Source organism: Bradyrhizobium sp. Unk1 (genome assembly GCF_059512345.1).
The window spans coordinates 181,734-206,526 of record NZ_JCAMOP010000011.1 but is presented as its reverse complement, the minus strand read 5'-3'; the positions used below and the strand labels follow the sequence as shown (position 1 = coordinate 206,526).

24 protein-coding genes are annotated in these 24,793 nt (G+C 64.4%); 18 read left to right on the top strand and 6 right to left on the bottom strand.

Annotated elements, in window-relative coordinates; genetic code table 11:
* The first annotated feature begins 38 nt into the window (after nt 1-38).
* From AC5ZFO_RS16535 to AC5ZFO_RS16510, 6 genes are all read left to right on the top strand, one after another.
* The gene (locus tag AC5ZFO_RS16535) at nt 39-1,121 is read left to right on the top strand and encodes an ABC transporter ATP-binding protein (RefSeq protein ID WP_282522990.1); all 1,083 of its coding nucleotides are present in this window, start codon (nt 39-41) and stop codon (nt 1,119-1,121) included.
* A 36-nt stretch (nt 1,122-1,157) separates the two neighbouring features.
* Entirely contained in the window at nt 1,158-1,874 is a 717-nt protein-coding gene (locus tag AC5ZFO_RS16530; protein ID WP_282522989.1) for an HAD family hydrolase, read from the top strand.
* A 15-nt stretch (nt 1,875-1,889) separates the two neighbouring features.
* Nucleotides 1,890-3,197, top strand: a complete 1,308-nt coding sequence (locus tag AC5ZFO_RS16525; protein WP_496122244.1) for an NAD(P)/FAD-dependent oxidoreductase — start codon at nt 1,890-1,892, stop codon at nt 3,195-3,197.
* Between the two features lie 28 nt (nt 3,198-3,225).
* On the top strand, nt 3,226-4,272 hold the full coding sequence (locus AC5ZFO_RS16520; protein WP_282522987.1) for an ABC transporter substrate-binding protein: 1,047 nt from the start codon (nt 3,226-3,228) through the stop codon (nt 4,270-4,272).
* A 68-nt stretch (nt 4,273-4,340) separates the two neighbouring features.
* Nucleotides 4,341-5,153, top strand: coding sequence for an ABC transporter permease (locus AC5ZFO_RS16515; RefSeq protein WP_282523022.1), 813 nt, complete (start codon nt 4,341-4,343; stop codon nt 5,151-5,153).
* Complete coding sequence (locus AC5ZFO_RS16510; protein WP_282522986.1) at nt 5,150-5,935, top strand: ABC transporter permease; 786 nt, start codon at nt 5,150-5,152, stop codon at nt 5,933-5,935. The genes AC5ZFO_RS16515 and AC5ZFO_RS16510 overlap by 4 nt, the downstream gene beginning before the upstream one ends.
* Before the next feature lie 145 nt (nt 5,936-6,080).
* Here the strand turns inward: AC5ZFO_RS16510 and AC5ZFO_RS16505 are convergent, their stop codons facing one another.
* Complete coding sequence (locus AC5ZFO_RS16505) at nt 6,081-6,731, bottom strand: TetR/AcrR family transcriptional regulator (protein WP_085405284.1); 651 nt, start codon at nt 6,729-6,731, stop codon at nt 6,081-6,083.
* 208 nt (nt 6,732-6,939) lie between these two features.
* On the opposite strand from AC5ZFO_RS16505, the gene AC5ZFO_RS16500 reads away from it, so the two are divergent.
* Both AC5ZFO_RS16500 and AC5ZFO_RS16495 read left to right on the top strand, forming a co-directional pair.
* A complete protein-coding gene (locus AC5ZFO_RS16500) occupies nt 6,940-8,280 on the top strand; it encodes an MFS transporter (RefSeq protein WP_282522985.1) in 1,341 nt (446 codons plus the stop codon).
* A 22-nt stretch (nt 8,281-8,302) separates the two neighbouring features.
* Entirely contained in the window at nt 8,303-9,796 is a 1,494-nt protein-coding gene (locus AC5ZFO_RS16495) for a carboxylesterase family protein (protein ID WP_282522984.1), read from the top strand.
* A 50-nt stretch (nt 9,797-9,846) separates the two neighbouring features.
* Here AC5ZFO_RS16495 and AC5ZFO_RS16490 read toward each other — a convergent pair whose 3' ends face one another.
* Nucleotides 9,847-10,731 carry an NmrA family NAD(P)-binding protein gene (locus tag AC5ZFO_RS16490; RefSeq protein WP_282522983.1) on the bottom strand — a complete coding sequence of 295 codons (885 nt, stop codon included), beginning with the start codon at nt 10,729-10,731 and terminating at the stop codon, nt 9,847-9,849.
* Nucleotides 10,732-10,810: 79 nt separating this feature from the next.
* Between AC5ZFO_RS16490 and AC5ZFO_RS16485 the strand changes: the two genes are divergently transcribed.
* Nucleotides 10,811-11,422 (top strand): TetR/AcrR family transcriptional regulator, encoded by a 612-nt coding sequence (locus tag AC5ZFO_RS16485; RefSeq protein WP_282522982.1) that lies wholly within the window; start codon nt 10,811-10,813, stop codon nt 11,420-11,422.
* A gap of 69 nt (nt 11,423-11,491) precedes the next feature.
* On the opposite strand, the gene AC5ZFO_RS16480 is transcribed toward AC5ZFO_RS16485, so the two are convergent.
* Complete coding sequence (locus AC5ZFO_RS16480; protein ID WP_496122234.1) at nt 11,492-13,189, bottom strand: GMC family oxidoreductase; 1,698 nt, start codon at nt 13,187-13,189, stop codon at nt 11,492-11,494.
* 261 nt (nt 13,190-13,450) lie between these two features.
* On the opposite strand from AC5ZFO_RS16480, the gene AC5ZFO_RS16475 reads away from it, so the two are divergent.
* On the top strand, nt 13,451-14,197 hold the full coding sequence (locus AC5ZFO_RS16475; RefSeq protein ID WP_282522980.1) for a metallophosphoesterase family protein: 747 nt from the start codon (nt 13,451-13,453) through the stop codon (nt 14,195-14,197).
* Nucleotides 14,198-14,310: 113 nt separating this feature from the next.
* On the opposite strand, the gene AC5ZFO_RS16470 is transcribed toward AC5ZFO_RS16475, so the two are convergent.
* On the bottom strand, nt 14,311-15,144 hold the full coding sequence (locus tag AC5ZFO_RS16470) for a transporter substrate-binding domain-containing protein (protein ID WP_282522979.1): 834 nt from the start codon (nt 15,142-15,144) through the stop codon (nt 14,311-14,313).
* Between the two features lie 108 nt (nt 15,145-15,252).
* On the opposite strand from AC5ZFO_RS16470, the gene AC5ZFO_RS16465 reads away from it, so the two are divergent.
* From AC5ZFO_RS16465 to AC5ZFO_RS16430, 8 genes are all read left to right on the top strand, one after another.
* Nucleotides 15,253-16,170 (top strand): NAD(P)-dependent oxidoreductase, encoded by a 918-nt coding sequence (locus tag AC5ZFO_RS16465; protein ID WP_282522978.1) that lies wholly within the window; start codon nt 15,253-15,255, stop codon nt 16,168-16,170.
* A gap of 147 nt (nt 16,171-16,317) precedes the next feature.
* Complete coding sequence (locus AC5ZFO_RS16460) at nt 16,318-17,979, top strand: thiamine pyrophosphate-binding protein (protein ID WP_282522977.1); 1,662 nt, start codon at nt 16,318-16,320, stop codon at nt 17,977-17,979.
* A gap of 3 nt (nt 17,980-17,982) precedes the next feature.
* Nucleotides 17,983-19,248, top strand: a complete 1,266-nt coding sequence (locus AC5ZFO_RS16455; protein ID WP_282522976.1) for an NAD(P)/FAD-dependent oxidoreductase — start codon at nt 17,983-17,985, stop codon at nt 19,246-19,248.
* A 9-nt stretch (nt 19,249-19,257) separates the two neighbouring features.
* On the top strand, nt 19,258-20,001 hold the full coding sequence (locus tag AC5ZFO_RS16450) for an aspartate/glutamate racemase family protein (RefSeq protein ID WP_282522975.1): 744 nt from the start codon (nt 19,258-19,260) through the stop codon (nt 19,999-20,001).
* A gap of 108 nt (nt 20,002-20,109) precedes the next feature.
* A complete protein-coding gene (locus AC5ZFO_RS16445) occupies nt 20,110-20,814 on the top strand; it encodes a GntR family transcriptional regulator (protein WP_282522974.1) in 705 nt (234 codons plus the stop codon).
* A 325-nt stretch (nt 20,815-21,139) separates the two neighbouring features.
* Nucleotides 21,140-21,682, top strand: a complete 543-nt coding sequence (locus AC5ZFO_RS16440) for a thiamine pyrophosphate-binding protein (RefSeq protein ID WP_282522973.1) — start codon at nt 21,140-21,142, stop codon at nt 21,680-21,682.
* A complete protein-coding gene (locus AC5ZFO_RS16435) occupies nt 21,682-22,272 on the top strand; it encodes a thiamine pyrophosphate-dependent enzyme (protein WP_282522972.1) in 591 nt (196 codons plus the stop codon). The genes AC5ZFO_RS16440 and AC5ZFO_RS16435 overlap by 1 nt, the downstream gene beginning before the upstream one ends.
* A 57-nt stretch (nt 22,273-22,329) precedes the next feature.
* A complete protein-coding gene (locus tag AC5ZFO_RS16430) occupies nt 22,330-23,109 on the top strand; it encodes an SDR family NAD(P)-dependent oxidoreductase (protein WP_282522971.1) in 780 nt (259 codons plus the stop codon).
* 5 nt (nt 23,110-23,114) lie between these two features.
* On the opposite strand, the gene AC5ZFO_RS16425 is transcribed toward AC5ZFO_RS16430, so the two are convergent.
* Together AC5ZFO_RS16425 and AC5ZFO_RS16420 are read right to left on the bottom strand one after the other, a co-directional pair.
* Nucleotides 23,115-23,942, bottom strand: a complete 828-nt coding sequence (locus AC5ZFO_RS16425) for a carbohydrate ABC transporter permease (protein ID WP_254140142.1) — start codon at nt 23,940-23,942, stop codon at nt 23,115-23,117.
* Nucleotides 23,939-24,787: a carbohydrate ABC transporter permease gene (locus tag AC5ZFO_RS16420; RefSeq protein ID WP_028156517.1), complete on the bottom strand. Its 849-nt coding sequence runs from the start codon at nt 24,785-24,787 to the stop codon at nt 23,939-23,941. The genes AC5ZFO_RS16425 and AC5ZFO_RS16420 overlap by 4 nt, the downstream gene beginning before the upstream one ends.
* Nucleotides 24,788-24,793: the final 6 nt, after the last annotated feature.

Below are 24,793 nucleotides of genomic sequence, written 5' to 3'. Positions count from 1 at the left end.
GAGGCACGCCATTGCAGGGAACGAGGCGAGGTCGATCGTTGGACAAACGAGCGGAAAGCGTCGAGATCAGGTCCGCGAGCAAGGCGTATGGCGCCGTTCGCGCTCTCGACGACGTTTCGCTCAATGTCGGCGCCGGCGAGTTCGTCTCGCTGCTCGGGCCCTCCGGCTCCGGCAAGACCACGCTGCTTGGAATTCTCGGCGGCTTCATCCTGCCATCGCGCGGAACCATCCTGTTCGGCGGTCGTGATGTCACCTGGATGCCGCCGCACAAGCGCGACATCGGCGTGGTGTTCCAGAACTACGCGCTGTTCCCGCATATGAGCGTCGGCGAGAACGTCGCCTTTCCCCTGCGCGCGCGGCGCCTGCCGAAAGCGAGCTGGCCCGACAAGGTGCGCGCAGCGCTCGCGATGGTCGGCCTCGCCGGCTATGAAGAGCGCGGCATCGCGCAGCTCTCCGGCGGCCAGCGCCAGCGCGTGGCGCTGGCGCGTGCGATGATCTTCGAGCCGCGCCTGATCCTGATGGACGAGCCGCTCTCAGCGCTCGACAAGCAGCTGCGCGAATCCATGCAGATCGAGCTGCGCACACTGCACAAGCGCATCGGCGCCACCATCATCTACGTCACCCACGACCAGCGCGAAGCGCTGACCATGAGCGACCGCGTCGCCGTGATGAAGGACGGCCGGTTGATCCAGATCGACGCGCCCGAGCGGCTGCACGATCATCCCGCGGACTCCTTCGTCGCGAGCTTCATCGGCGAAGCGACGATGCTGCCGGTTCGCCGCGTCGATGCCTCCAGCGTCGCGCTCGGAAATGCGCTGCTGCGTAGCGCCCGCGCGATTCCGGACGGCGATGCGCTGATGCTCGCCGTGCACAGCGAAAAGCTCCTGATCGACGACGGCGCGCAGGATGACGCCTGCAACCGGCTGACCGGGACGGTCATCGACATCGTCTACCAGGGCGAGAGTCTCCGCATCTTCCTGGCGCTCACCGATGGCATCGCGCTCAGCCTGCGCCAGCCGAGCTATCACCAGGCCTACAGCCGCATCCCGCCGCTCGGCGGCAGCCTCACCGTGACCCTTCACCCCGAGGACACCATCGTTGTCCCCAGGGCGGGGGACTGAACTCAAGCCCTGTTCAACCGAGAGAAGAAACCAAAGATGTCGTCAGCAGCCTCGTTCAGCAATTTCAAGGTTCTCACCTTCGACGTCGTCGGCACCTTGATCGATTTCGAGACCGGCGTGCTTTCCGCGGTGCGCAAGATCTCCGGCAAGTCGCCGGCCGAGCTCAGCGACGAGCAGATCTTCGAGCCCTACAAGCGCGGCCGCGACAAGCATTATGAGCGCTCGAGCGAGGCGATGTTCCACGTCTATCGCCATCTCGCCAAGGAGCTCGGACTTCCCTCCGACGATGCGTCCTGCGACGTGTTCCAGCTCTCGGTGTTGCGCTGGGGGCCGTTTGCGGATTCGGTCGAGGCGCTGAAGCGCTTGCGCACGAAGTTCCGGCTGGTGGCGATGACCAATGCGGACCGCGTCGCGCTCTCCTGCTACGCGCACGCGCTCGGCAATCCCTTCGACGACACCGTCTGCGCCGACGATACCGGCGTTGCCAAGCCGAACCCGGAGTTCTTCGCCTTCAACAAGGGGCGTCAGTCCGCGTTCGGCTACAAGCAGTCCGACATTCTGCACGTCGCGCAGAGCCAGTACCACGACATCGGGATCGCGCGAAAGCTCGGCTACAAGGTGTGCTGGATCGAGCGTCGCCAGGGCATCGGCGGTTTCGGCGGCACGCCGGCGGTCGAGACGCTGACCAAACCGGACTTCCACTTTTCGACGCTGAAGGCGCTCGCGGACGCGGCGATCGGACCGGCGGCGTAAGGCATGAGCGGCGGCATGGCACGGGACTGGAGCGCATTGCCATCGGCCAATTCGCTGTGGGAAGCCACGGCGGAGCCGGCGCGCGCGTTTCCCGTGCTGTCGGGTGAGCGACAGGCGGACGTGGTGATCATCGGTGCAGGCTACACGGGCCTCTCCGCGGCGCACCACATCGCCAAGAGCGGCTTGTCGCCGGTTGTGCTCGAGGCCAACCGGCCGGGCTGGGGCGCGAGCGGGCGCAATGGCGGGGTGATCACCGCAAAATTTCGCCTGTCGTTCCGCGAGATCGACGCCGCGCATGGCCGCGCCATGGCGCGGCGCATGTACGAGATCGCGCATGAATCGACTGACATGGTCGAGGAGCTGGTCTCCGAGTTCGGCATCACCAGCGCGGCGCTGACGCGCACGGGCCAGGTCAAGGCCGCGCATAACGAGACGACGCTGAAGGCCGCGATCGACGAAGCCAATTGGATGACGCGCGAGATGGGCTCCGCCGAAGTCCGCATCCTCGACAAGCGCGGGGTGCGTGACGAAACCGGCTCCGACATTTTTGTCGGCGGCGTGCTCAATCCCGGCTCCGGCGGCATCCATCCGCTGAACTATCTGCGAGGGCTCGCCGAAGGCGTCGGGCGCCGTGGCGTTCCGATCTTCCAGGAGTCGCCGGTGGTCAAACTCCGGCGCGAGAAGGACGGCATTGTCGCCGAGACGCCGCAAGGCGCGGTGCGCGCGAAACAGGCGATCATCGCCACCAACAGCTATTCCGATCTCACCAGTGCGACTGCGCAGATGCAGCGCACGCTGATCCCGTTCCGCAGTGCGCTGGTCGCGACGGAGCAGCTGCCACGCAATCTCGCGGGCAAGCTGATGCCGACCGGGCGCACCTACACCGAGACCAAGCGCATGATGCGCTGGTTCCGCATGGTCGACAACCGCGTCATCTTCGGCGGCCGCGGTGCTTTCGGCAAGCAGGACTCGCAGGCTGCCTTCGACGCCTTGCGCAAGGCGATGGTCGGCATCTTCCCTGGCCTTGCCGACGTTCCGATCGCCTACAAATGGTCGGGCCTCGTCGGCATGACGCTGGACTCGGTGCCGCATATCGGCCGGCTCGACGACCGCACGTTGGTCTCGATGGGCTACAATGGCGCCGGCGTTGCGATGTCGAGCCTGATGGGCCGCTATCTCGCGGCCTTCGTGCGCGGCGAGACGCCCGAGGTCGGGCTGCTCGATATCAGGCGCATGAAGGCGATCCCGTTCTATCCCCTGCGCGAGCCGGCCGTGCGCATGGTCGCCGGCTGGTACCAGTTTCTCGATGCGATCGGTCAGTGAGATCTCTTTGGCGATGGAGGAGGCGAGGATGACGACGACACGCAATTTTGGATTGGGCTTTGCCGTGCTGGGCGCAATCGGATTTACCACCGCGGCTGATGCCGCCGAGCAGATCACCTTCGTCTCGCAAGGCGGCGCCTATCAGGCGGCGCAGACGGTGGCGATCCTCGATCCCTCCGCCAAGAAGCTCGGCATCACCATCAACCAGGACTCCATTCCCGACGCCTGGCCCGCGATCAAGACGCAGGTCGGCAGCGGCAAGCCGATCTGGGACGTGGTGGATACCCCGACAGGCAACTGCCTGCGCGGCGGCGAGCAGGGGCTGATCGAGAAGCTCGACTTCTCGAAGATTCCAAACGGCGCGGCGATGCCGGAGGCCTATCGCAGTCCCTATTCGGTGTCCTACGAGTTCTATTCCAGCGTGCTGTCCTACAGCCAGAAGACCTTCCCGAAGGACGCGCCGAACAGCTGGGCCGATTTCTGGGACGTGAAGAAATTTCCCGGCCGCCGCGCGTTGCGCAACCATCCGTTCGCTACCCTGGAGGCCGCGCTGATGGCCGACGGCGTCGCGCCCGACAAGCTCTACCCGCTCGACGTCGACCGCGCCTTCAAGAAGCTGGAAGAGATCAAGCCGCACATCACGGTGTGGTGGACCTCAGGCGCGCAGTCGGCGCAGCTTCTCAATGACGGCGAAGTCGACATGGAGATGGCCTGGAACGGCCGCGTCAGCGCGGTGGCGAAGGAGGGCGCGAAGGTCTCCTTCACCTACAACCAGGGCGTTCTTCAGAGCACCTCGCTCTGCATCCTCAAGGGCGCGCCGAATCTGGAGACGGCAGTCAAATTCCTCAATGAGGCCGTCGATCCCGTGCACCAGGCCAATCTTCCGCTCAACATCGACTACGGCCCGGGCAATCCGAAGGCGTTCGAGACCGGCGTGATCAAGCCCGAGCGCGCCGCGCAATTGCCGAGCGAGCCGGCGAACGCGGCCAAGCAGGCGCTGATGTCCTACGCCTGGTGGTCCTCGCCCGCGGGCGAGGCCGCCGAGAAGCGCTGGGCGTCGTTCATGCAGAAGTGAGCGAGGCAGCGTTGACGATAACAGTGCCAGATTCCTCCCAAAAGCATCAGCGCCGCGAGCATGCGCTGATGCTGGCATTGGTGTCGCCGGCGCTGCTGGTGATCCTGGCTCTGATCGTGCTGCCGGTCGGCTGGCTCGCCTGGCAGTCGATCTACCATGACGGTTTTACGCTGGAGAACTATCGCCGGGTCTTTACGGAAGACATCTACTGGCGCAGCTTTGCGCTGACCTTCGAGATCAGCCTCGCCGTGACAGTCATCGCGTTGCTGCTCGGCTATCCCGTCGCCTACCTCGCCAACGCGGTGCCGAAGGGCTGGAGCATCCTCATCCTGTCGCTGGTGGTGCTGCCGTTCTGGACCAGCGTGCTGGTCCGCGCCTATGCCTGGCTGGCGCTGCTCCAGCGCACCGGCGTGATCAACCAGTTCCTGCGCTATCTCGATGTCATCTCCGAGCCGCTCGCGCTGGTGCACAACACGTTCGGCACGGTGGTTGCGACCGTGCACATCCTGCTGCCGTTCATGGTGCTGCCGCTCTATGCCACCATGCAGAAGATCCCCGGCGATTTGATGCAGGCCGGCGCGAGCCTGGGGGCGAGCCCGTCGCTGACGTTCTTCCGCGTGTTCCTGCCGCTGTCGCTGCCGGGCGTGCTCGCCGGCTGCACCATGGTGTTCGTGCTCTGCCTCGGCTTCTACATCACGCCGGAATTGCTCGGCGGCGGCCGCACCGTGATGGTGTCGATGCTGGTCAGCCGCAATGTCGAGCTCTACAACCAGTTCGGCGCCGCGAGCGCGGTCGCCGTGGTGCTGCTCCTGAGCGTGCTCCTGATCTTCTTCGCCGTCAGCCGCTTCATCTCCCTCGATCGCGTGTTGGGGCAGAAATGACGCGCACTTCGCCCGCACGGATTGTCCTCTACGTGATCAGCGCGCTGGTGCTGGTCTATCTGATCCTTCCCGTCCTGATCATCGCCCCGATCTCGTTCTCCAGTGCGCGCTTCCTGACGTTCCCGCCGCCGTCGTTCTCGCTGCGCTGGTACCAGCAATATTTCGCCAATCCGGCCTGGATGCAGGCGACGCGGGTGACGCTGACGGTCGCGTTCTTCACTGTCCTGATCGCAACGCCGTGCGGGGTTGCGGCGGCCTACGCGATCAGCCAGTCGAAGCTGCGCATCATGCGCATGTTCCATATGGCGCTGCTGCTGCCGCTGGTGGTGCCGATCATCATCACTGCGGTCGGCATTTTCTTCGTCTATGCAAAGGTCGGCCTGGTCGCGACCATGCCCGGCCTCGTGCTGGCGAATGTGATGCTGGGCTTGCCCTATGTCGTCATCTCGGTGCTTGCGGGCTTGCAGAGCTTCGATCCGGCGCAGGAGATGGTGGCGCGCAGCCTCGGCATGAACCGCCTGCGCAGCTTCTTCGCGGTGACGCTGCCGCAGATCAAGTCGAGCGTGGTCGCGGGCGGCATCTTCGCCTTCATCTCGGCGATGGACGAGACCATCGTCGCGTTGTTCATTTCCGGCGGCCAGTATCAGCCGCTGACCAAGCGCATGTTCACCGCGCTCCGCGACGAGATCGACCCGACCATTGCCGCGATCTCGACGCTGATGACGGCGGCGTCGTTCATGCTGGTGCTGCTGGCGAGCACGCGGGGGAAGAGGAGCGGGTGAGCGCGATGCCGCCCCATTCTCGGTGTCATCGCCCGACTTGATCGGGCGATCCAGTATTCCAGAGACAGTGGTGATTAGGCCGATAGGCCGCAGCGTACTGGATGCCCGGTCAAGCCGGGGCATGACAGCGAGTGCGTGGTGGCTGCTAAGCCTTCGCCCCCAGCCACGCCAAGATCATCTCCACGATCTGCGTCCGGCTCTTCGCCAGCACCCTGGGCTCGCTGAGGTCGCGGTCGAACAGCGCCCCAAACGTGTGGCGGTTGGCGACGCGGAAGAAGCAGTAGGAGGAGATGGCGAGGTGCAGGTCGATGGCGTCGACGTCGTCGCGGAAGACGCCTTCGCCGCGGCCGCGTTCGAGGATGCCGTCGAGTGTCGCGATCACGCTGGCGTTGAGCTGGCGCAGTTGCAGATTCTGCTTGAGGTGCTTGCCGTGGTGGATGTTCTCGATGCTGACGAGGCGGATGAAGTTCGGATTGCGCTCGTCATGGTCGAAGGTGGCCTCGATCAGCCGGCGCAATCCCTCCCGGGCATCGCAGCTTTCGATGTCGAGCTGGTCCTCCAGCGCGCGGATGCTGCGATAGGCCTCCTCCAGCACCGCGAGGTAGAGCTGCTCCTTGCCGCCGAAATAATAATAGATCATCCGCTTGGATGTGCGCGTCCGTGCCGCGATCGCATCGACGCGGGCGCCGGAATAGCCCTCCGAGGCGAATTCGGCCATCGCCACTTCGAGGATGTCGCGCTTGGTGCGCTCAGGATCGTTGGTGCGCTTCGATGGGGGCGGCATGCGCTCGAGCATTACTGTTTCTCCCGCCAGTTTCCACGGATCACCTTGAAGGTGAAGGCAAATTTCGCCTGCTGTAGCATTGATCCAACGCCTATTACATAAACGTACTAGTTCGTACATTATTGCTCCAGACCAAAGTTGCGGCAACCAGAACCAGAAAACGCGCGCGAGGCGACCTGCCTGACGCGAACCGCACCGGCCAGATGGGGAGGAGCCTTCAATGACGTTGACGTCAACCGCACCGCTGCGCGCATCATCCAGCGCGGAAGCCACGCCGAACAAGCTGCCGAAGCGCGCCGCGCTGGTCAGCTTCGTCGGCAGCATGCTCGAATACTACGACTTCTTCATCTACGGCACCGCTGCCGCGCTGATCTTTCCAAAAGTGTTCTTCGCCAATGTCGATCCACCGACCGCAACGCTGCTCGCGTTGCTCTCCTTCGGTATCGGCTATATCGCGCGCCCGGTCGGCGCCGTCATTCTCGGCCATTTCGGCGACCGCATCGGCCGCAAGACGGTGCTCTTGTTCACGCTGGTGCTGATGGGCGGCTCGACGCTGGCGATCGGCCTGTTGCCGGATGCCAAGACGATCGGCAATGCCGCGCCTGTCATCCTGACGCTGCTCCGTCTGTTGCAGGGCCTGTCGGCTGCCGGCGAGCAGAGCGGAGCCAACTCGCTGACGCTGGAGCATTCCGCCAATTCCAACCGCGCCTTCTTCACGAGCTGGACCCTGAGCGGCACCCAGGCCGGCGCGATCCTTGCGACATTGGTGTTCATCCCGGTGTCGAGTCTGCCGGAAGACCAGTTGTTGAGCTGGGGCTGGCGCATTCCGTTCCTGCTCTCCGCGCTCGTGCTGCTGGTCGCCTATCTGGTGCGAAGGACCATGCCGGAAACGCCTGTCTTCGAAGACATCAAGGACAAGGCGCAGGTGGCGCGCTTCCCCGTCGTTACGCTCTTGCGCGACTACTGGCCGGATGTGCTGCGCGTCATCGTCTGCGCGCTGATTGCGACCGTGAGCACGATGACCGCGGTGTTCGCGCTCGGCTATGCCACCAGCAAGTTCGGCGTCGCGCGCCCGACCATGCTGTGGGCCGGCGTGCTCGGCAATGTCACGGCGCTGATCACCCAGCCGCTGTGGGCGCTGCTGGCCGACAGGATCGGCCGCAAGCCGGTGTTCATCGGAGGCGTGCTCGGCTGTGCGGCGCTGGTGTTCCCGTACTTCATGCTGGTGACATCGGGGAATACGCTGGCGATCTTCGCCGCGGCGATGATCCTCTCGGGTGTCATCTACGCCGCGCCGAATGCGATCTGGCCGTCGTTCTATGCGGAGATGTTCGACGCGCGCGTGCGTTACTCCGGCACGGCGATCGGCACGCAGCTCGGCTTCCTCGCCGCCGGCTTCACGCCGCTGGTGAGTGCAAGCCTGGTCGGCGAGGGACCGAACGGCTGGATTCCCGTGGCAATCTTCGTTGCCTGCTGCTGCGTGATCTCGGCGGCATCAGCGGCCACCGCGCGCGAAACCCACAATGTCGACATCGCCGATCTCGGAAAGCAGCGCGCTTGAGACAAGACAGAGTAACAGTCGCATGTTGACCAATGCAGTTCCGACCACGAGCGGACCGATCGTCGGCGCCGAGCAGAACGGCCTACGAGCATTCAAGGGCGTACCGTTCGCAATCGCGCGGCGCTTTGCCAGGGCGACACCGCCGCTCGCGTGGACCGAGCCGCGCCGCTGCACGGACTACGGCGCCTACGCGCCGCAGCCCGGCCATCTCGATCATGCTGACGAGGAATCCTGTCTCAGCCTGAACATCTGGGCGCCGGCGGCGGATCACCCGCTGCCGGTCAATTTCTTCATCCATGGCGGCGCCTTCGTCACCGGCGGCGGCGCCGACTATGACGGTTCCTTCCTCGCCGCCCACGGCCCAGCCGTCATTGTCACCATCAACTACCGGCTCGGGCCGCTCGGTTTCCTGCAACTGCATCGCTACGGCCTTGCCGAAGCCAACAACCTCGCGCTCCAGGATACGCTCGCAGCGCTCAATTGGGTCCGTGCCAACATCGCGAACTTCGGCGGCGATCCGGATGCGATTACGCTGTCGGGACAATCTGCCGGCGCCTCCATGGTGATAGCGCTCGCAACCCTGCCGCAGGCAAGAGGCAAGTTTATTCGTGCGCTCGCGCTGAGTACGCCCGGGCGCAACATCATGAGTGCGGGTCACGCAGATGATGTCGCGCGCCACGTGCTCGAGGAGCTCGAGCTTGTGCCCGATCCCAGCGCGATTGCGTCCGTGCCGCTGCCAACGCTGTTTGCGGCGGCAGAGCGCGTTGGACGCAGGCTCGCGGACGAGACGGACGCAGGCACCGTGTTCGGTCCGGTGCTCGACGGCACGGTCATCCCGCGCGAGCCGCGCGACGTCTTCGCCGACGGAACTTTGCGCAACATTCCGCTCTGGCTCGGCTCCTGCCGCGACGAGATGGTGATGTTCCTGAAGAGCAAGCCGCCGGCGGCGATGATCCGCACCACCGAGCGGCAGGTGCGCGCTGCGTTCGACTATGCCGGCTGGTGCCGACTGCTATCCTATTACCGCGCCACCGCGCGCCTTGACGAGGATCCGTACGAGGCGCTGCTGTCGGATGCGTTCTGGCATCGCCCCATGGCCGATCTCGCGCGGCTTCATGCTGCGGCAGGCGGCGCGGTGTGGTTGAGCCGGTTCGATCATCGCCCGGCCCTGGAGCCGTTCCTGTCGCAGGGACCGACCCATGGCGCGGACAATGCCTGCCTGTGGGCGCATCTGCCTGATTTCATTGATCGGCCGATCCTCAAGCGCAAGGGCGGCCCGATGACGCCTGATGACATCGATGTCGCCGCGCGGTTTCAGGCGAGCGTCTTGCGCTTCGTCACGACCGGCATGCCGGATGTCGTGCAAGCCTGGCCGCGGTTCGAGCCGGGAAATGAGCCGCTCGCGATCTTCGGCCAGCCGTTTCACATCGTGCCGCTCAACGACGGCGCGCGCTTCCGCGTGTGGGCGGAGCTATCGGCGCGGTCCGGTGGGGTGCAAGCTATGACTGCGATGTAGCAAGGCGGCACCATGAGATCAGACCCTATGATGCGTCGCCTCGGTTTCAGCTATTTTCGAAACACCGAGATGTTGTCGCTCAGCCAATCGGTTACCGGGCGCGGAGCGTGGCCCGTCAACTCGCGAACAGTCGACGTGGTTTCTGCGAGGACCGATTCGTAGAAAAGGCGATCCAGACCGAGCAGTAGGTCGGCGACAAATTCGGTGAGCCCGGACGCCAATAGCTTCTCACGCTGCTCCGCGGGGCTTCGGTGCTGATATGTGACGACTCGTCCAAGCAATCTGGACACTTCACTTGCTATCTCAGGCATGCTGACCGCGGCTGGCCCGGTCAGGTGATAGGCGCGCTGGGAAGTTGCGTGCGCGTCGTCGAGAAGGACTGCGAAAGCCGAGTCCGCCACATCGCGTGTGTCGATCAGGTTGACCAATCCATCGCCGGCTGCCCCGCCCCATGCGTCATTGGCAACTGGAGCGCCAGCCCGCGCCAGGATATCGACGAAACTCGATGGCCGCAAAACCGTGAAGCCTACGTCGCAGGTCGCAAGATGCGCCTCAATTTGCGTATGCCAGTCGAACGGATGCAGCCGAGACGGTGGTCCCAACACAGACAATTTGACGATGTGGCCTACGCCGGCGGCCACGGCTGCGTCGATCAGCGCAATTTCGTTGGCGACTTGCCGGGGGGACGTGCCGTGGGCGAGGAACAGACGGTCAGCTCCGCGCAGCGCGTTGTCCAAAGTCGATCGCGCATCGAAGTCCACGGTCGCCAGCGAAACTCCGGACGGCAGACGTCCAGCATCCGACGTGCGGGTCAATGCCACAATCTCAACCGGTTCCGTGAACAGTTTCGAAATCAAGGCGGAGCCGACGCGACCTGTGGCTCCCGCCACCGCAATGCGCGTGCGGCCAGCGCCACGCTGGGAGGGGTTGAACATCCGGATAACCTTCCGTATCTTGGAACGATCAGTTCAAGATACTTGGAACGATCGTTCCATGATGTCAAGTGGGAATGGCATGAGTGGAAAACCCCAATTCGATGACGATGCCGTGATCAATTCCGCGATGGATGTGTTCTGGCGTCACGGCTATTCGGCTTCGTCGATCGATCAACTGACGACGGCGATGGGCCTGTCGCGGTCGAGTATGTACAAGCGATTTCAAGACAAGGACGGGCTATTCGAAGAGGTCCTTTCGGCTTACATCGAGCGCGTCGAGCGGCGCATGAGCGCCGTTCGAGCCGACACGAAGCGCCAACAGCTCGAAGCGTTGTTGCACGAATTCCTGCCCAGAGGAGGCAAGACGGCGCGGCCCGCGGGATGCATGCTGACCCGATCGTGCGCTGAGATGGTCGATCTGCCTCCGGCGGGCCAGTCGGTCGCGCGGCAGGGACTTATGCGGCAGCGCGCGATCCTCGGCAGCATTTTACGCGAGGCGGTTGCAAGTGGAGAATTGGCGGCGACGGCGGACATCGACGGATTAGCGTGGCACTACCTTGGTGTGTTGCAGGCGATAATGAATTTGCCGCAAGCCGGCGCGACGGTTGGCGAGCTTCGCCGCGTCGTAGAACTTGCAATGTTGGCATGGCCATTCGTCCCAACTGCCGCCGCCACCCAACGTACGGTCTGACGTGGACGTTCGCTCGTATCGCTGTGGGGCGCCAAGCCTCGGGTGCATCGGGGCAATAGCGGATAGCGCTCACTGCACCATTGCCGCAGCGATCTTCTCCGCCGACATCAGCACCGGAAAATTGGTGTTGGCGCATGGCACCACGGGGAAGATCGAGGCGTCGACGACGCGCAGGCCCTGGATGCCTTTGACGCGGCCCTGGCTATCGACCACCGCCATCGGATCGTCGGCCCGGCCCATGCGGCATGAGCACGAGGCGTGCCACACCCCGATGGTCGCCTTGCGGACGAAGGCTTCCAGCGCATCGTCGTCGTTCATCACCTGGTCGAAGGTGAAACCTTCGACGACGAAATTGTCGATCAGGTAGTGGCGTAGCGCCGCCGGCCCGTCCATCAAGGTCGCGGCGATCTTGGTCAGGATCCTGTTTTTGGTATTGACCACGCCGATCTTGCGCACCTTGTCCGTATAGGCGGCCGGAAACGGCTTGTCCGTCACCGCCTTGACCAAGTCGCTCATCTGCACGGCCGCCATCTTGCGGAAGCCGCTCATCAGACGATCGAGGTCGCGGCGGTCGGACAGCAGATTGAACTCGACGATCGGCTCGGCGGCGGGATCGCGCGAGGCGAGCTTGACCTGTCCGGTCTCGGAATAGGTCTTGTTGACGAAGGTCAGCAGCGAGCCGATCTGCTCGCCGACCGCGTGCCAGGCCGATTTGCTGAGCAGGACGACGAACATGTCGCCCTTCGGTACGCCCGACAGCCCGGATGAATAACGCAGGCCAAGCTGCATGTGGCGCCTAGTGTGCTCGTTCATGCGCGCGCCGCGGCGGACAAAGGACGACAGCGAAATCGAGGGATGATCCATCAGGCGCTGGCCGACGCCTGCCAGTCCCATCAGGACCGGAATGCCCATATCCTTGAGATGACCGACCGGGCCGATGCCGGCGCGCAGGAGATGCGCCGGCGAATGGATCGCGCCGCTGGAGAGGATGATCTCGCGGCCGCGGAATTCCTGTTCCCGTCCGTCGACCATCGCCTTCACGCCGACGCATTGCGTGCCTTCGAACAGCAGCTCTCTCACCTGCGTGTTGGTGGAGATGGTGAGATTGGCGCGCTTGCGCGTGTCACGATCGAGATAGCCCATCGCGGCCGAGACGCGTTGCTCGGCCTGATTGGAATGCGTCACCGGAAAATAGCCGTCGACGAACTCGCCGTTCTGGTCAGGCACGAACTGATGGCCGGCCTGCTGGAAGGCGTCGGCGAACGCCTGCGAATGCCGCGTCCAGTGTTCACGCGGAATTCTGCGTACCGGAATTCGGCCGTCCTTGCCGTGGTACGGCCCGTCGAAATCGAGGTCGCGCTCGACCTTCTTGAAGAAGGGCAGCACGTCGTTCCAGCTCCAGCCGTCGGCGCCCCGCGCGTCCCATTCATCGTAGTCGGTCGGTGCGCCGCGGTTGGCCATCTGGCCGTTGATCGACGAGCCGCCGCCCAGCACGCGCGCCTGCTCGTATTTGCGTAAAGGAGGACGCGCTTCGTTCGGATTGTTGTGGCTGACGATCTGGGTCGTGACCTTGAGTTCGGTCCAATGGAAGCGGGGATCGAAATAGGCCGTGCCCGGATAGCTGTCCCTGATCTCGGCGGGCTCGTTGCCGGGCGGTGTGTCCTGTCCGGCCTCGCACAGCAGGACCTTGTTGGCGCTCTTTGCGGAGAGCCGGTGGGCCAGCACGGACCCCGCCGAGCCGCCGCCGACGATAATGAAGTCGTACACGATTGGCATTTCCTCTTGGTCTTGTCCGGGAAACGTAGCGCGTTATTTTCCCGAGGTCACGTCGGCATTGCCGCGACAGTTCGTAACTCGCGTCGCTTGCCTGGCAACCACGATCGTGTAATTCTTCTGCCAGCGCCGATTTGATCCTCAGCTTGCGGGCGCTTCTACAAATGCAGCTAAAGAGACGTAGCTAAACAAACTAGCCAGAACTGCATCCCCGCATAGCGCGAACAATCGGCCATTCCGAATGGGAGGGGCCAAATGAGATTTGCTGCCATCGCGGACGTGCATGGGAATCGTTCGGCACTTGAAGCCGTTCTTGCGGACATCGCCACGGCCGGCATCGACGAGGTCGTGAACCTCGGTGACCACGTCAGTGGCCCGCTCGAGGCAGCCAAGACCGCGGACCTGTTGATGGCGCGGGGCTTTCCGTCGATACGGGGCGATCAGGATCGAATCCTCGTCGAGCTCTGGCAGGCCGGCGGCTCCGCTCGCAGCGATTTCCGTGAGCTCGCGCGCAAGCATTTCGAGTGGATGGCAAGCATGCCGTCCACGCTCACGTATAAGGGACGGGTGTTCCTGTGCCATGGATCGCCAAGGGATGACGCAGCTTTCTGGCTCGACCACATCGCCGACGACGGCTGCCCGCGTCCGAGCGGCATCGACGCGATCGAGGCTGAAGCTGAGGGGATCGACGCTGAGATCATCCTGTGCGCCCACACGCATATTCCGCGCGTGGTGCGTTTGAGGGATGGACGGCTGGTCGTGAATCCCGGCAGCGTCGGCTTGCCCGGCTATGACGGGAAAGTGCCCGTTCCCTACGTGGTCGAGGTCGGCACGCCTCATGCGTGCTACGCGATCCTGGAGCATGCCGGCGCAGGCTGGTCCGCGACGATCCGCTACGTGCCCTACGACACCGCGGCCATGGCCGCACTGGCGCGCAACAAAGGCATGTTCATTTGGGCGAGCGCGATTGCGACGGGTTGGGTGCAAGGAGAGGGCGGCTAGGCTTGCTGCCATGCTGCCTCATGCGTGTTGCAGCGTGCGCGAGCCAACGCTTAGCGGCCGCAACCGGCGTCTCAGGCCCGTTTCATCAAGGGTTCGGGCGACGCAGCCTGGGATCAGAACTGCACTTCGCCGGGAATGTCGTCGGCGCTGAGGCCGACCGCTTCGAAACCCTTCAGCATCCATTCGCGGGTCTGACCCAGCGAGCGGTTGTAGTCGGCCCAGGCGCTGAGGAAATCCTTGTAGCGCCGGTCGCCTTCGGCGCGGATGCCCATGTTGGTCGGAAGCGTGAGCAGCGGCCGCGGCACCGCGAGATCGCCGAGCGTCGGATTCTTCTTCAAGGTCGCGATCGACAGCACCGCCAGCGAGATGTTGCAGTCCGCGCGTCCGGTTGCGACGGCGAGGATCGCCTCGTTGCGCTCCTTGAAGCCGAGGATCGTCGCCTTCGGGCAATAGCGGCGCGCGATGGTCTCATGGGTCGAGCCGATGTCGACGGCGATCTTGACCTCCGGCTTGTTGAGCTCGGCCCAGGTCTGCGGCTTGGCAAAACCCTTCTTGGTGATGACGGTGAAGGAGTGCACCAGGATCGGCGTCGAGAAGTCGATGACCAGCGAGCGTTCCGGCGTCGGATTCACGGCGAAGGCGAGGTCGACCTTGTCCGCCTGGAGATCCAGGATCTGGTTGCCCCAAGTCGATTCCAACGTCTCGACCTTGGCGCCGAGCTTGCCGGCGATGTCGTTCGCCATGTCGATGCAGGCGCCCGACCATTGATTGGTGGTGAGGTCCTTGTGGAAATAGGGATCCTGGCCGGCGATCACGGCGATCCGCAGCACGCCGCTCTTCTTGATCCGCTCGAGCGTGGAGCCGGATGGGGTGTCGGCCTTGGCCGAACCGGTTGCCATCGCGGCACCGGCGAGGGCGACAGTGGCGAGTGCATCCCTGCGATTCATGGCAGTTCTCCTGGGGAGGCTGGACATTAAACCCGGCGTCTGGACTATTTCTGTATTCAGTTTAAAATGCAATACGGTATTTTTAATTCCAAGAGGACAGACAGGCCCGTGCGCGCCCTTTTCGTCGACGCCAACGACACCCTTGCCGCAGTGACCGAAAAGCTGCTGCGCGCGGAAAACCTCCCGGTCAGCGTGAACCGTAATCCCGCCATCTCGCCAGACGACCTGCCGCGCCTTCTCGATGGTGTGGAGATCATGATCGTCGACCACACCGCGGTGCCGACGGCGATTGCCGCCAGGTGCGCGACGCTGAAGCATGTCGTCTTCCTCGGCACCGGCGCGCGCAGCTACATGAATCCCGAGGAGCTCGCCGACCGCGGCATCTCGGTTCACACCATCAAGGGCTACGGCGACACCGCGGTCGCCGAATGCGCGATTGCATTGATGTGGGCCTCAGCAAAAAGCTTTGGCGAGATGGATCGTGGCATGCGCGAGGGCAACTGGCTGCGCCGCGACGCTGTCCAGCTCACGGGCAAGACGCTTGGCCTGATCGGCTTCGGCGGCATCGCCGCGGAAGCCGCGCGGATGGCGGCGGGCTGCGGCATGAAGGTGATCGCCTGGAACAGGACGCCGAAGACGCATCCGGGCGTCGAGTTCGTTCCGCTGGAGAAGCTGCTCGCGGATAGCCACGTCGTCTCGCTGCATCTGTTGCTCAACGACGAGACCAAGGGTTTTCTGTCACGCGAACGCATCGCGCAGATGCGTCCCGGCAGCATCCTAATCAACACCGCGCGCGGCGCCGTGGTCGACGAGGACGCGATGCTCGACGCGCTCCACGCGGGCCACATTGCGCATGCCGGCCTCGACGTCTTCACCGTCGAGCCGCTGCCGGCGGGCCATCCGCTCACGAAGCTGCCGAACGTGACGCTGTCGGCGCATTCGGCGTTCCGTACGCCGGAGGCGAGCGACAACCTGATCGGCGCGGCGCTCGATCATTGCCGCCGCATCATCGCGGCGGGCCGGTAGTGCAATCATCGAAGCCGGGCATGATGCCTGCGCAGGAGACGGCAGGCCTTTCGCACTTGCGCCCCCTGTCGGCCTGTCCTACGCCACCTCGGAACAAAACTTGCGCGAAGCCGTGATGCGCATCGCCAAAGCCTGCAGGGAGCCGTCATGACCATTCGCAACACCCGCACCGGGGGCCAGATCCTGATCGATCAGCTCGTCGCCCAAGGCGTCGAGCGCGTCACCTGCGTGCCGGGCGAGAGCTACCTCGCGGCGCTCGATGCGCTGCATGACAGCCCGATCGACGTCGTGATCTGCCGCGCCGAAGGCGGTGCTGCGATGATGGCGGAAGCCTATGGCAAGCTGACCGGCCGTCCCGGAATCTGCTTCGTCACCCGCGGCCCCGGCGCCACCAATGCCAGCCACGGCGTCCACATCGCGATGCAGGATTCGACGCCGATGATCCTGTTCGTCGGACAGGTCGACACCGGCATGCGCGAGCGCGAGGCGTTCCAGGAGCTCGACTACAAGGCGGTGTTCGGCACCATGGCCAAGTGGGCGGTCGAGATCGATCGCCCCGATCGCATTCCGGAGCTGGTCGCGCGCGCCTTCCGGGTCGCGATGCAGGGCCGTCCGGGTCCCGTGGTGATCGCGCTGCCGGAGAACATGCTGACCGAAACCGCGGCCGTTGCGGACGCCATGCGCATCGAGCCGGCCGTGAGCTGGCCCGCGCCTGCTGATATCGAGCGCGTCGGCGCCATGCTCGCGAGCGCCAAGGCGCCGCTGGTCATCCTCGGCGGCTCGCGCTGGACGGATGAGGCGACCAGGAGCATCGCGCGCTTTGCCGAGCGGTTCGACCTGCCGGTCGCGACCTCGTTCCGCCGGGCCTCGCTGATCGACGCCGATCATTCGCATTATGCCGGCGATCTCGGCATCGGGCCGAGCCCGGGCCTGAAGGCGCGTATCGATGGCGCCGACGTCATTCTCCTCATCGGCGGCCGCATGTCGGAGATGCCGTCCTCGTCCTACACGCTGCTCGACATTCCGACCCCGCAGCAGAAGCTGATCCACGTTCACCCGGGCTCCGAAGAGCTCGGCCGCATCTATCAGCCGGCGCTCGCGATCCAGGCGACGCCCGCCGCGTTCGCCGCCGCAGTCGAGACGCTGAAGCCCGCTGGCGCCGTTGCCTGGAAGGGCGAGGCCGCCAAGGCGCATGCCGATTACCTCGCCTGGACCGATAAGGCGCGTGAGTTGCCGGGCACGTTCCAGTACGGCCAGGTCATGACCTGGCTGCGCGACCGCCTGCCGAAGGACGCGATCGTCTGCAACGGCGCCGGCAATTACGCCGGCTGGATCCACCGTCATCACCGCTTCCACAGCTTTGCCGCCCAGCTCGCGCCGACCTCGGGCTCGATGGGCTATGGCGTGCCGGCGGCGGTGCTCGCAAAACGGCAATATCCGGATCGCGTCGTCGTCGCCTTTGCAGGTGATGGCTGCTTCCTGATGAACGGCCAGGAATTCGCGACCGCCGTGCAGTACGATGCGCCGCTCGTGGTCATCGTCGTCGACAATTCGCAATACGGCACCATCCGCATGCACCAGGAGCGTGACTACCCCGGCCGCGTCGTCGGAACCCAGCTCAAGAACCCCGACTTCGCGATGTATGCGAAGGCGTTCGGCGGCCATGGCGAGCGCGTCGAGCGCACCGAAGAGTTCGCGCCGGCCTTCGAGCGCGCACTGGCCTCGGGCAAGCCGTCGATCCTCCACTGCATCATCGATTCCAGGGCGATCTCGGTCGGCAAGGATTTTGTGCCGACAGTGAAGGCCTAAGCGATGTCGGAGGGCCGCCACGTCGCCATCATCGGAGCCGGCGCGATCGGCGTGATCAGCGCCATCGAGGCGCTACGCGAGGGTCATCGCGTCACGCTGATCGACGCGGCCGAGCCCGGTGGCGAACAGGCGGCGAGCTATGGCAATGCCGGCTGGCTCTCCTCGCATTCGGTGATTCCGCCGGCCGAGCCGGGCCTCTGGAAGAAGGTGCCGGGTTATCTGATGGACCCGCTCGGCCCGCTCGCGATCCGCTGGTCTTACTTGCCGAAGGCGCTGCCCTGGCTGATCAAGTATTTGCTCTCGGGCTGGACCGAGGCACGGGTCGAGAAGACGGCGTTTGCGCTGCGCGATCTGCTGAAGGACGCGCCGTTGCTGCACAAGAAGCTCGCGGAAGAAGCGGGCGTGCCTGAGTTGGTCGAGCGCAACGGCGTGATGCACGTATTCCCGTCGCGCGGCAATTTCGACAGCAATCTCGGCTGGCGCCTGCGCAAGAAGGTCGGCGTCGAATGGCTGGAGCTGAACGCCGACGAGATGCGTCAGCGCGAGCCGGATCTGCATCCGCGCTACACGTTTGGCGTGGTGGTGGAGGAAGCCGGCCGCTGCCGCGATCCCGGCGCTTACGTTGCGGCGCTGGCCCAGCACGCGCTCGCGAGCGGTGCCAAGCTCGTTCATGCCAGGGCGACCGGTCTGAAGCTTTCAGGCAACAAGCTCGTTGCCGTTCTCACCGAAACCGGTGAGATTGCTTGCGATGCCGCGGTGGTCTCCGCCGGCGCGCGGTCAAAGCAGCTCACCGCATCGGTCGGCGATCCCTTGCCGCTCGAGACCGAGCGCGGCTATCACGTCATGATCGAGAACCCGGAATCGGGTCCGCGCAGCTCGATGATGGCGTCCGACGTCAGCATGGTGGTGAACTGGACCGACAAGGGCCTGCGCGCCGCCGGCACGGTCGAGATCGCCGGCCTCGAGGCCGCGCCGAACTGGAAGCGCGCCGAGATCCTGCGCAACAACCTGTTCAGCATGTTCCCGAAACTGCCGAAGGACATTCCGCCCTCGCGCATCAAGACCTGGTTCGGTCATCGGCCGAGCATGCCGGATGGGCTGCCCTGCATCGGCCATGCGCGCGCCTCGCGCGATATCGTCTACGCCTTCGGCCACGGCCATGTCGGCCTGGTCGGATCGGCCCGCACCGGCCGTCTCGTCGCGCAGCTCCTGAGCGGCAAGCAGCCGGAGATTCCGCTTGCGCCGTTCGCGCCCACTCGCTTCCTCTGAGAACGCACCATGACCTATCCAGCCAACTCGTCCTCTCGCATCGCCCGCGGCGGCAAGGCCATCTATGGCGCGCCGCTCGGCATCTTGATGCTGGAAGCGCGCTTTCCCCGCATTCCCGGCGACATGGGCAACGGCGCGACCTGGCCGTTCCCCGTGCTCTATCGTGTGGTGAGCGGCGCGTCGCCGGAGAAGGTGGTGCTGAAGGGCGCCGCCGGCCTGCTGCCTGACTTCATCGATGCGGCCAAGGACCTGGTCCGGTTGGGCGCGGAAGCCATCACCACCAATTGCGGCTTCCTCTCGCTGTTCCAGAAGGAGATCGCAGCCGCCGTCGGCGTTCCCGTTGCGACCTCGTCGCTGATGCAGGTGCCGTGGGTGCAGGCGACCTTGCCGCCGGGCAAACGCGTCGGCCTCGTCACGGTGTCAGGCTCGACCTTGACGCCGGCCCATCTCGAAGGCGCCGGCGTGCCGCTCGATACGCCACTGGTCGGTACCGAGCATGGCAAGGAATTCTTTCGCGTCCTGATCAAGGCCGAGAAGGACGACATGGATGTGGCTCAGGCCGAGCGTGACGTGGTCGAGGCGGGCATGGAGCTGGTCGCGAAGAACCCCGATGTCGGCGCCATCGTGCTCGAATGCACCAACATGCCGCCTTATGCGGCAGCTTTGCAGGCTGAAGTTGGACTGCCGGTCTACGACATCTATTCCATGATCACCTGGTTTCATGCTGGACTGCGCCCGCGCGCGTTTGCCTGAGTCCGGCTGTCGCAAAGCTCTGCACAAGATGTGCTAAGCAGCTGTTTGGATTGCAATCGTCCATACAGCCCCGGTATATTGGGCTGTGTTCGGGCATGAATGCAGCTGATGAAGAGTAACGTGGAACTGGCTTCCGATAGTATCGTCGATCGCGTCTATGAACAGCTCAAGGCGATGGCCGTGAGCTATGAGTTCAAGCCGGGCGAACGGCTCAACGAGGGCGAACTGGCAAAGCGCCTCGGCGTCAGCCGCACGCCGCTGCGCGAAGCGCTCAACCGTCTCAACACCGAAGGCTTCCTGCGCTTCACGCCGGGCAAGGGCTTCTTCTGCCGCGAGCTCGACGCCCACGAGATCTTCGATCTCTACGAGCTGCGCAAATCGATCGAGGTCGCCTCGATCCGCCTCGCCATCAAGCGCGCTGGGGATGAGGACATCGACGCGCTCCTGAAATTCCTCGAAGCCACCGGTCCCGATCCCGGCGAGCGTTCGTCGGTGGAGCTGGTCGAACTCGACGAGACCTTTCACGAGCGGCTGATGGGGATGTCGAACAACGCCGAGATGCTGCGCGTGCTGCGCAACGTCAACGCCCGCATCCGCTTCGTGCGCTGGATCGACATGGACCGCATCAACCGCTCCAACACCCAGGCTGAGCACCGCGCAGTCGTCGAAGGATTGAAGGCGCGCGACGAAGAGGCCTGCGTCTCGGTGCTGGAGAAGCACATCGACCGCCGGCTGGATCGCATCACGTCGGCGATCAAGGAAGGCTACGCGCAGATTTACATGCCGGCCGCGCCAAGGTCTGCGGCGAATTGAGGTCTTCTTCCTTCTCCCCTCATGTCCGCCGAAGCCTTGGCGAAGGCGGATGTGGGAGAAGGTGGCGCGAAGCGCCGGATGAGAGGTATCTCTCGGCGCATACCGATGCGCATGAGTGCGCGGAGGCAACCCCTCACCCAAGTGAATTCTTGTCAACCTGCGGTGGTGCCCTCTCCCACGAGGGGAGAGGGCGCAGCAATGCGCATCGTTCGCGCTGAACTCGCTGGCAGCTATATAATCCTTCAATACCTGATCGTGCCAGACGGTCAGAGCCGTCGCGCGGAATAATCGCTAGCGTCCGCTCGAATTTCATGGAGACCTCGCGGTGCATAGTCCTCAACCCAATCCCGAAACGCGCAGCAGCGACGACTGGCCGTCCGAGCTCTATCGTATCCTCAAAGCCGCCGACGTCAGGCAGATGTCCTACGTGCCCGATGCCGGCCATAGCCAGCTCATCCGCATGTTCTCGGCCGACCGCGACGTCACCACCAACGTGCTGACGACGGAAGAGGAGGGCATCGCGATCGCCGCCGGCGCCTGGCTCGGTGGCCAGCGCAGCGTGCTGCTGATGCAGTCGAGCGGGGTCGGCAATTGCATCAACATGCTGTCGCTGTCGGCGATCGGGCGCTTTCCGCTGCTGATGCTGGTGACGATGCGCGGCGAATGGGCCGAGTTCAATCCGTGGCAGGTGCCGATGAGCCGGGCGACGCAGCCGTCGCTGGAAGCGATCGGGCTGAAAGTGATGCGCGCGGAGACGCCGGAAGATCTGGTCGAGACCGTCGAATCGGCGTCGTCGCTCGCCTACGATTCCGATCAGCAGATCGCGGTTCTGATCGGGCAACGCCTGATCGGCAAGAAGAAGTGGTGATGCCAATGCAAGCTCAACTCGATCGTCGCGTCGCTGTCGCCGCGCTCCTAGAGGACCGCAAGGACACGCTGGTCGTCTCCGGTCTCGGCTCGCCCACCTACGACCTGCATTCCGTGGAGGATCACGACGGCAATTTCTATCTCTGGGGCGCGATGGGCGGCGCCGCGCTGATCGCTCTTGGGCTCGCGCAAGCCCAGCCGGCAAAGCGCGTCCTCGCCTTGACTGGCGATGGCGAGCAATTGATGGGGCTCGGCGGCATCGCCACCATCGGCGTCGCGCGTCCGCGCAACCTCGACATCGTCGTGATCGACAACCAGCATTTTGGCGAGACCGGCATGCAGGCGAGCCACACCGGCCGCGGCGTCGATCTCACGGCAATTGCCGTCGCCTGCGGCTTTGCCGCAACCGCGACCGTGCGGACGCTCGAGGAGGTGCAACGCCTCGCCGCAGAGATCGCCGGGCCGTCCGATGGCCCGCGGCTTTTTGTCGTCAAGGTTCTGGCCGAAAATCCGCCGCGTTCGCTGCCTTCGCGCGATGCCGTCTTTATCAAGAACCGGTTCCGTGCTCATCTCGGCTTCGCGGCGGCTTGAACCGGGGTCTTCTCCGGGATAGCTCGCTGCCCAAGCAGCTATCCTGGAGTGAGACCCATGAAACTATCCGGCAAGGTCGCCGTCATCACCGGCGCGGCGCGCGGTATAGGCAAGGCGTGCGCAAAGCGATTCCTCGAGGACGGCGTCAAGGTCGTCATCTCGGACGTCGATACGGATGAGCTCGAGAAGACGGTCAACGAGCTGGGCAAGCCCAAGGAATTGTATGCCGTGCCATGTCACGTCGCGCGGCGTGCGGATGTCGATCGTGCGGTGGCGACCGCGGTCAGAGAATTCGGCCGGCTCGACATCATGGTCAACAATGCCGGCGTCGCCCGCAACCGCGACATCCTGGAGATTTCCGAAGAGGAATTCGACGAAATCATCGGCATCAATCTGAAGGGCGCGTTCTTCGGCGTGCAGGCGGCGGCCAAGCAGATGATCGCGCAGGGCGGCGGCGGGGTCATCATCAACATGTCCTCGGTGAACGCGCTGCTGGCGATCCCGACGCTTGCGACCTACGCCATCTCCAAGGGCGGCATGAAGCAGCTGACCTCGGTCGCCGCCGTCGCGCTCGCCCCGCACAACATCCGCGTCGTCGCGGTCGGGCCCGGCACGATCCTGACCGACATGGTGGCGTCGTCCATCTACACCTCGGAGGATGCCCGCAAGACCGTGATGTCACGCACGCCGGCTGGCCGTGGTGGTGAGCCGAGCGAGGTGGCGTCCGTCGTCGCGTTCCTCGCCAGCGACGATGCGTCCTATATCACGGGGCAGACGATCTATCCGGATGGTGGCCGGTTGATCCTGAACTACACGGTGCCGGTGAAGGAGAAGTAGGGATCTTACGACTTCACCGCGCCCGAGGTCATGCCGTCGATGAACTGGCGCTGCAGCAGCACGAAGATCACGACGATCGGCAGCACGATGGTCACGGCGGCGGCGAGCATCTCGCCCCAGTCGGTCGAATACTGGCCGGTGAGATTGTAGAAGCGCACGATCGCGGTGACGTTGCTGTCGTTTTGCAGGAACGTCACGGCGATGACGAACTCGTTCCAGGCATTCAGGCCGACGATGATGGCAACCGTGAGCAATCCCGGCCGCATCATCGGCAGGATCACGTAGAAGAACGTTTGCCACGGCTTTGCGCCGTCGACTTGCGCGGCCTCCTCCAGCGCGACGGGGATCGCCAGCGCATAGGTGCGCAGCAGGAAGATCGCGAACGGCGAGAACATCGCGGTGTAGATCAGCGCCACGGCCGGGATCGAATTGACGAGGCCGAGCTTCGCGAAGATGAAATACAGCGGGTAGAGGTATAGCTGCACGGGCACGGTGATCGTGGCCATGAAGTAGAAGGTGATGAAGCGCCAGAATTTGCCTTTCTGGCGCGCCAGCACATAGGCGCAGGGCGTCGCGGTGACGCAGACCATCACGATGGTCAGGATCGCGATCTCGGCGCTGTGCAGCAGGCTGGGGCCGAGCTGGGCATTGCGCCAGGCCGAGGAGAAATTCTCCCAGTGCAACTGGGTCGGTAACGCCAGTGGATTGCTGCCGATCTCGACCGTCGTCTTCAGCGCGTTCATGACGGCGAGCACGATCGGCAGCAGCGAGCTGAACGATGCGACGCCGATCAGCCCAAGGGCGAACGTCCTGCTCCAGCGATCCCCGATCATGTCGATTGCGCGTCGTCGGTGATCTGGAGCCAGAGATAGACGGCAGTGGCGCACAGGCCGAACAGGCTCATGACGCAGGCGGCCGCCGCGGCCTGGCCGACATCGCCCTCGAAGAAGGCGTGGCGATAGGCAAACGTCGCCAGCACCTCGCTGCCATAGGCCGGCCCGCCGCGGGTGACGATGAAGATGAACTCGAACACCTGGAACGACCAGATCACGGTGAGGATCAGCATGAGAGTAAGTGTTGGGCGGATACCCGGGATCAGCACGTAGCGGAACAGCGCGAAGAAGCCGGCGCCATCAAGTCGCGCCGCCTCGATCTGGTCAACGCTGATCTGCCGCATCGCCGACAGGAACACGACGGCGAGAAAGCCCCACCAGTGCCAGATGTCCACCGCCGCGACCGCGTAAAGCGAACGGTCGGGATCCGCGAGGGGGTCGGAGATCGAAAAGCCGTGTTCGTTGAGCCAGGCGACGATTCCGGTCGCGGGGCTGAAGATCATGCCTTGGAAGATGCGTCCGGTGACCGCGACCGCGATGATGCGCGGTAGGAAGATGATCGACTGAACGACGATGCGCGCCTTCGGCGCCATCAGCAGCGCCGCGGCCATGACCAGCGCGAGGCAGACCGGAACGGTGAGAAAGATCGCGGTCCAGATGAAGTTGTTGGTCAACGCGGACCAGAACACGGGATCGGCGGCCATGTTCTGGAAATTGGCCAGTCCCGCCCACATCGGCGTACCCACACCATCCCAGATGAAGAACGCAGCCGTGAATGTCAGCACGGCGGGCACCAGGATGATGCAGATATTGATCAGCAGCGCCGGGAGCGCGAACAGCCACATCTTGAG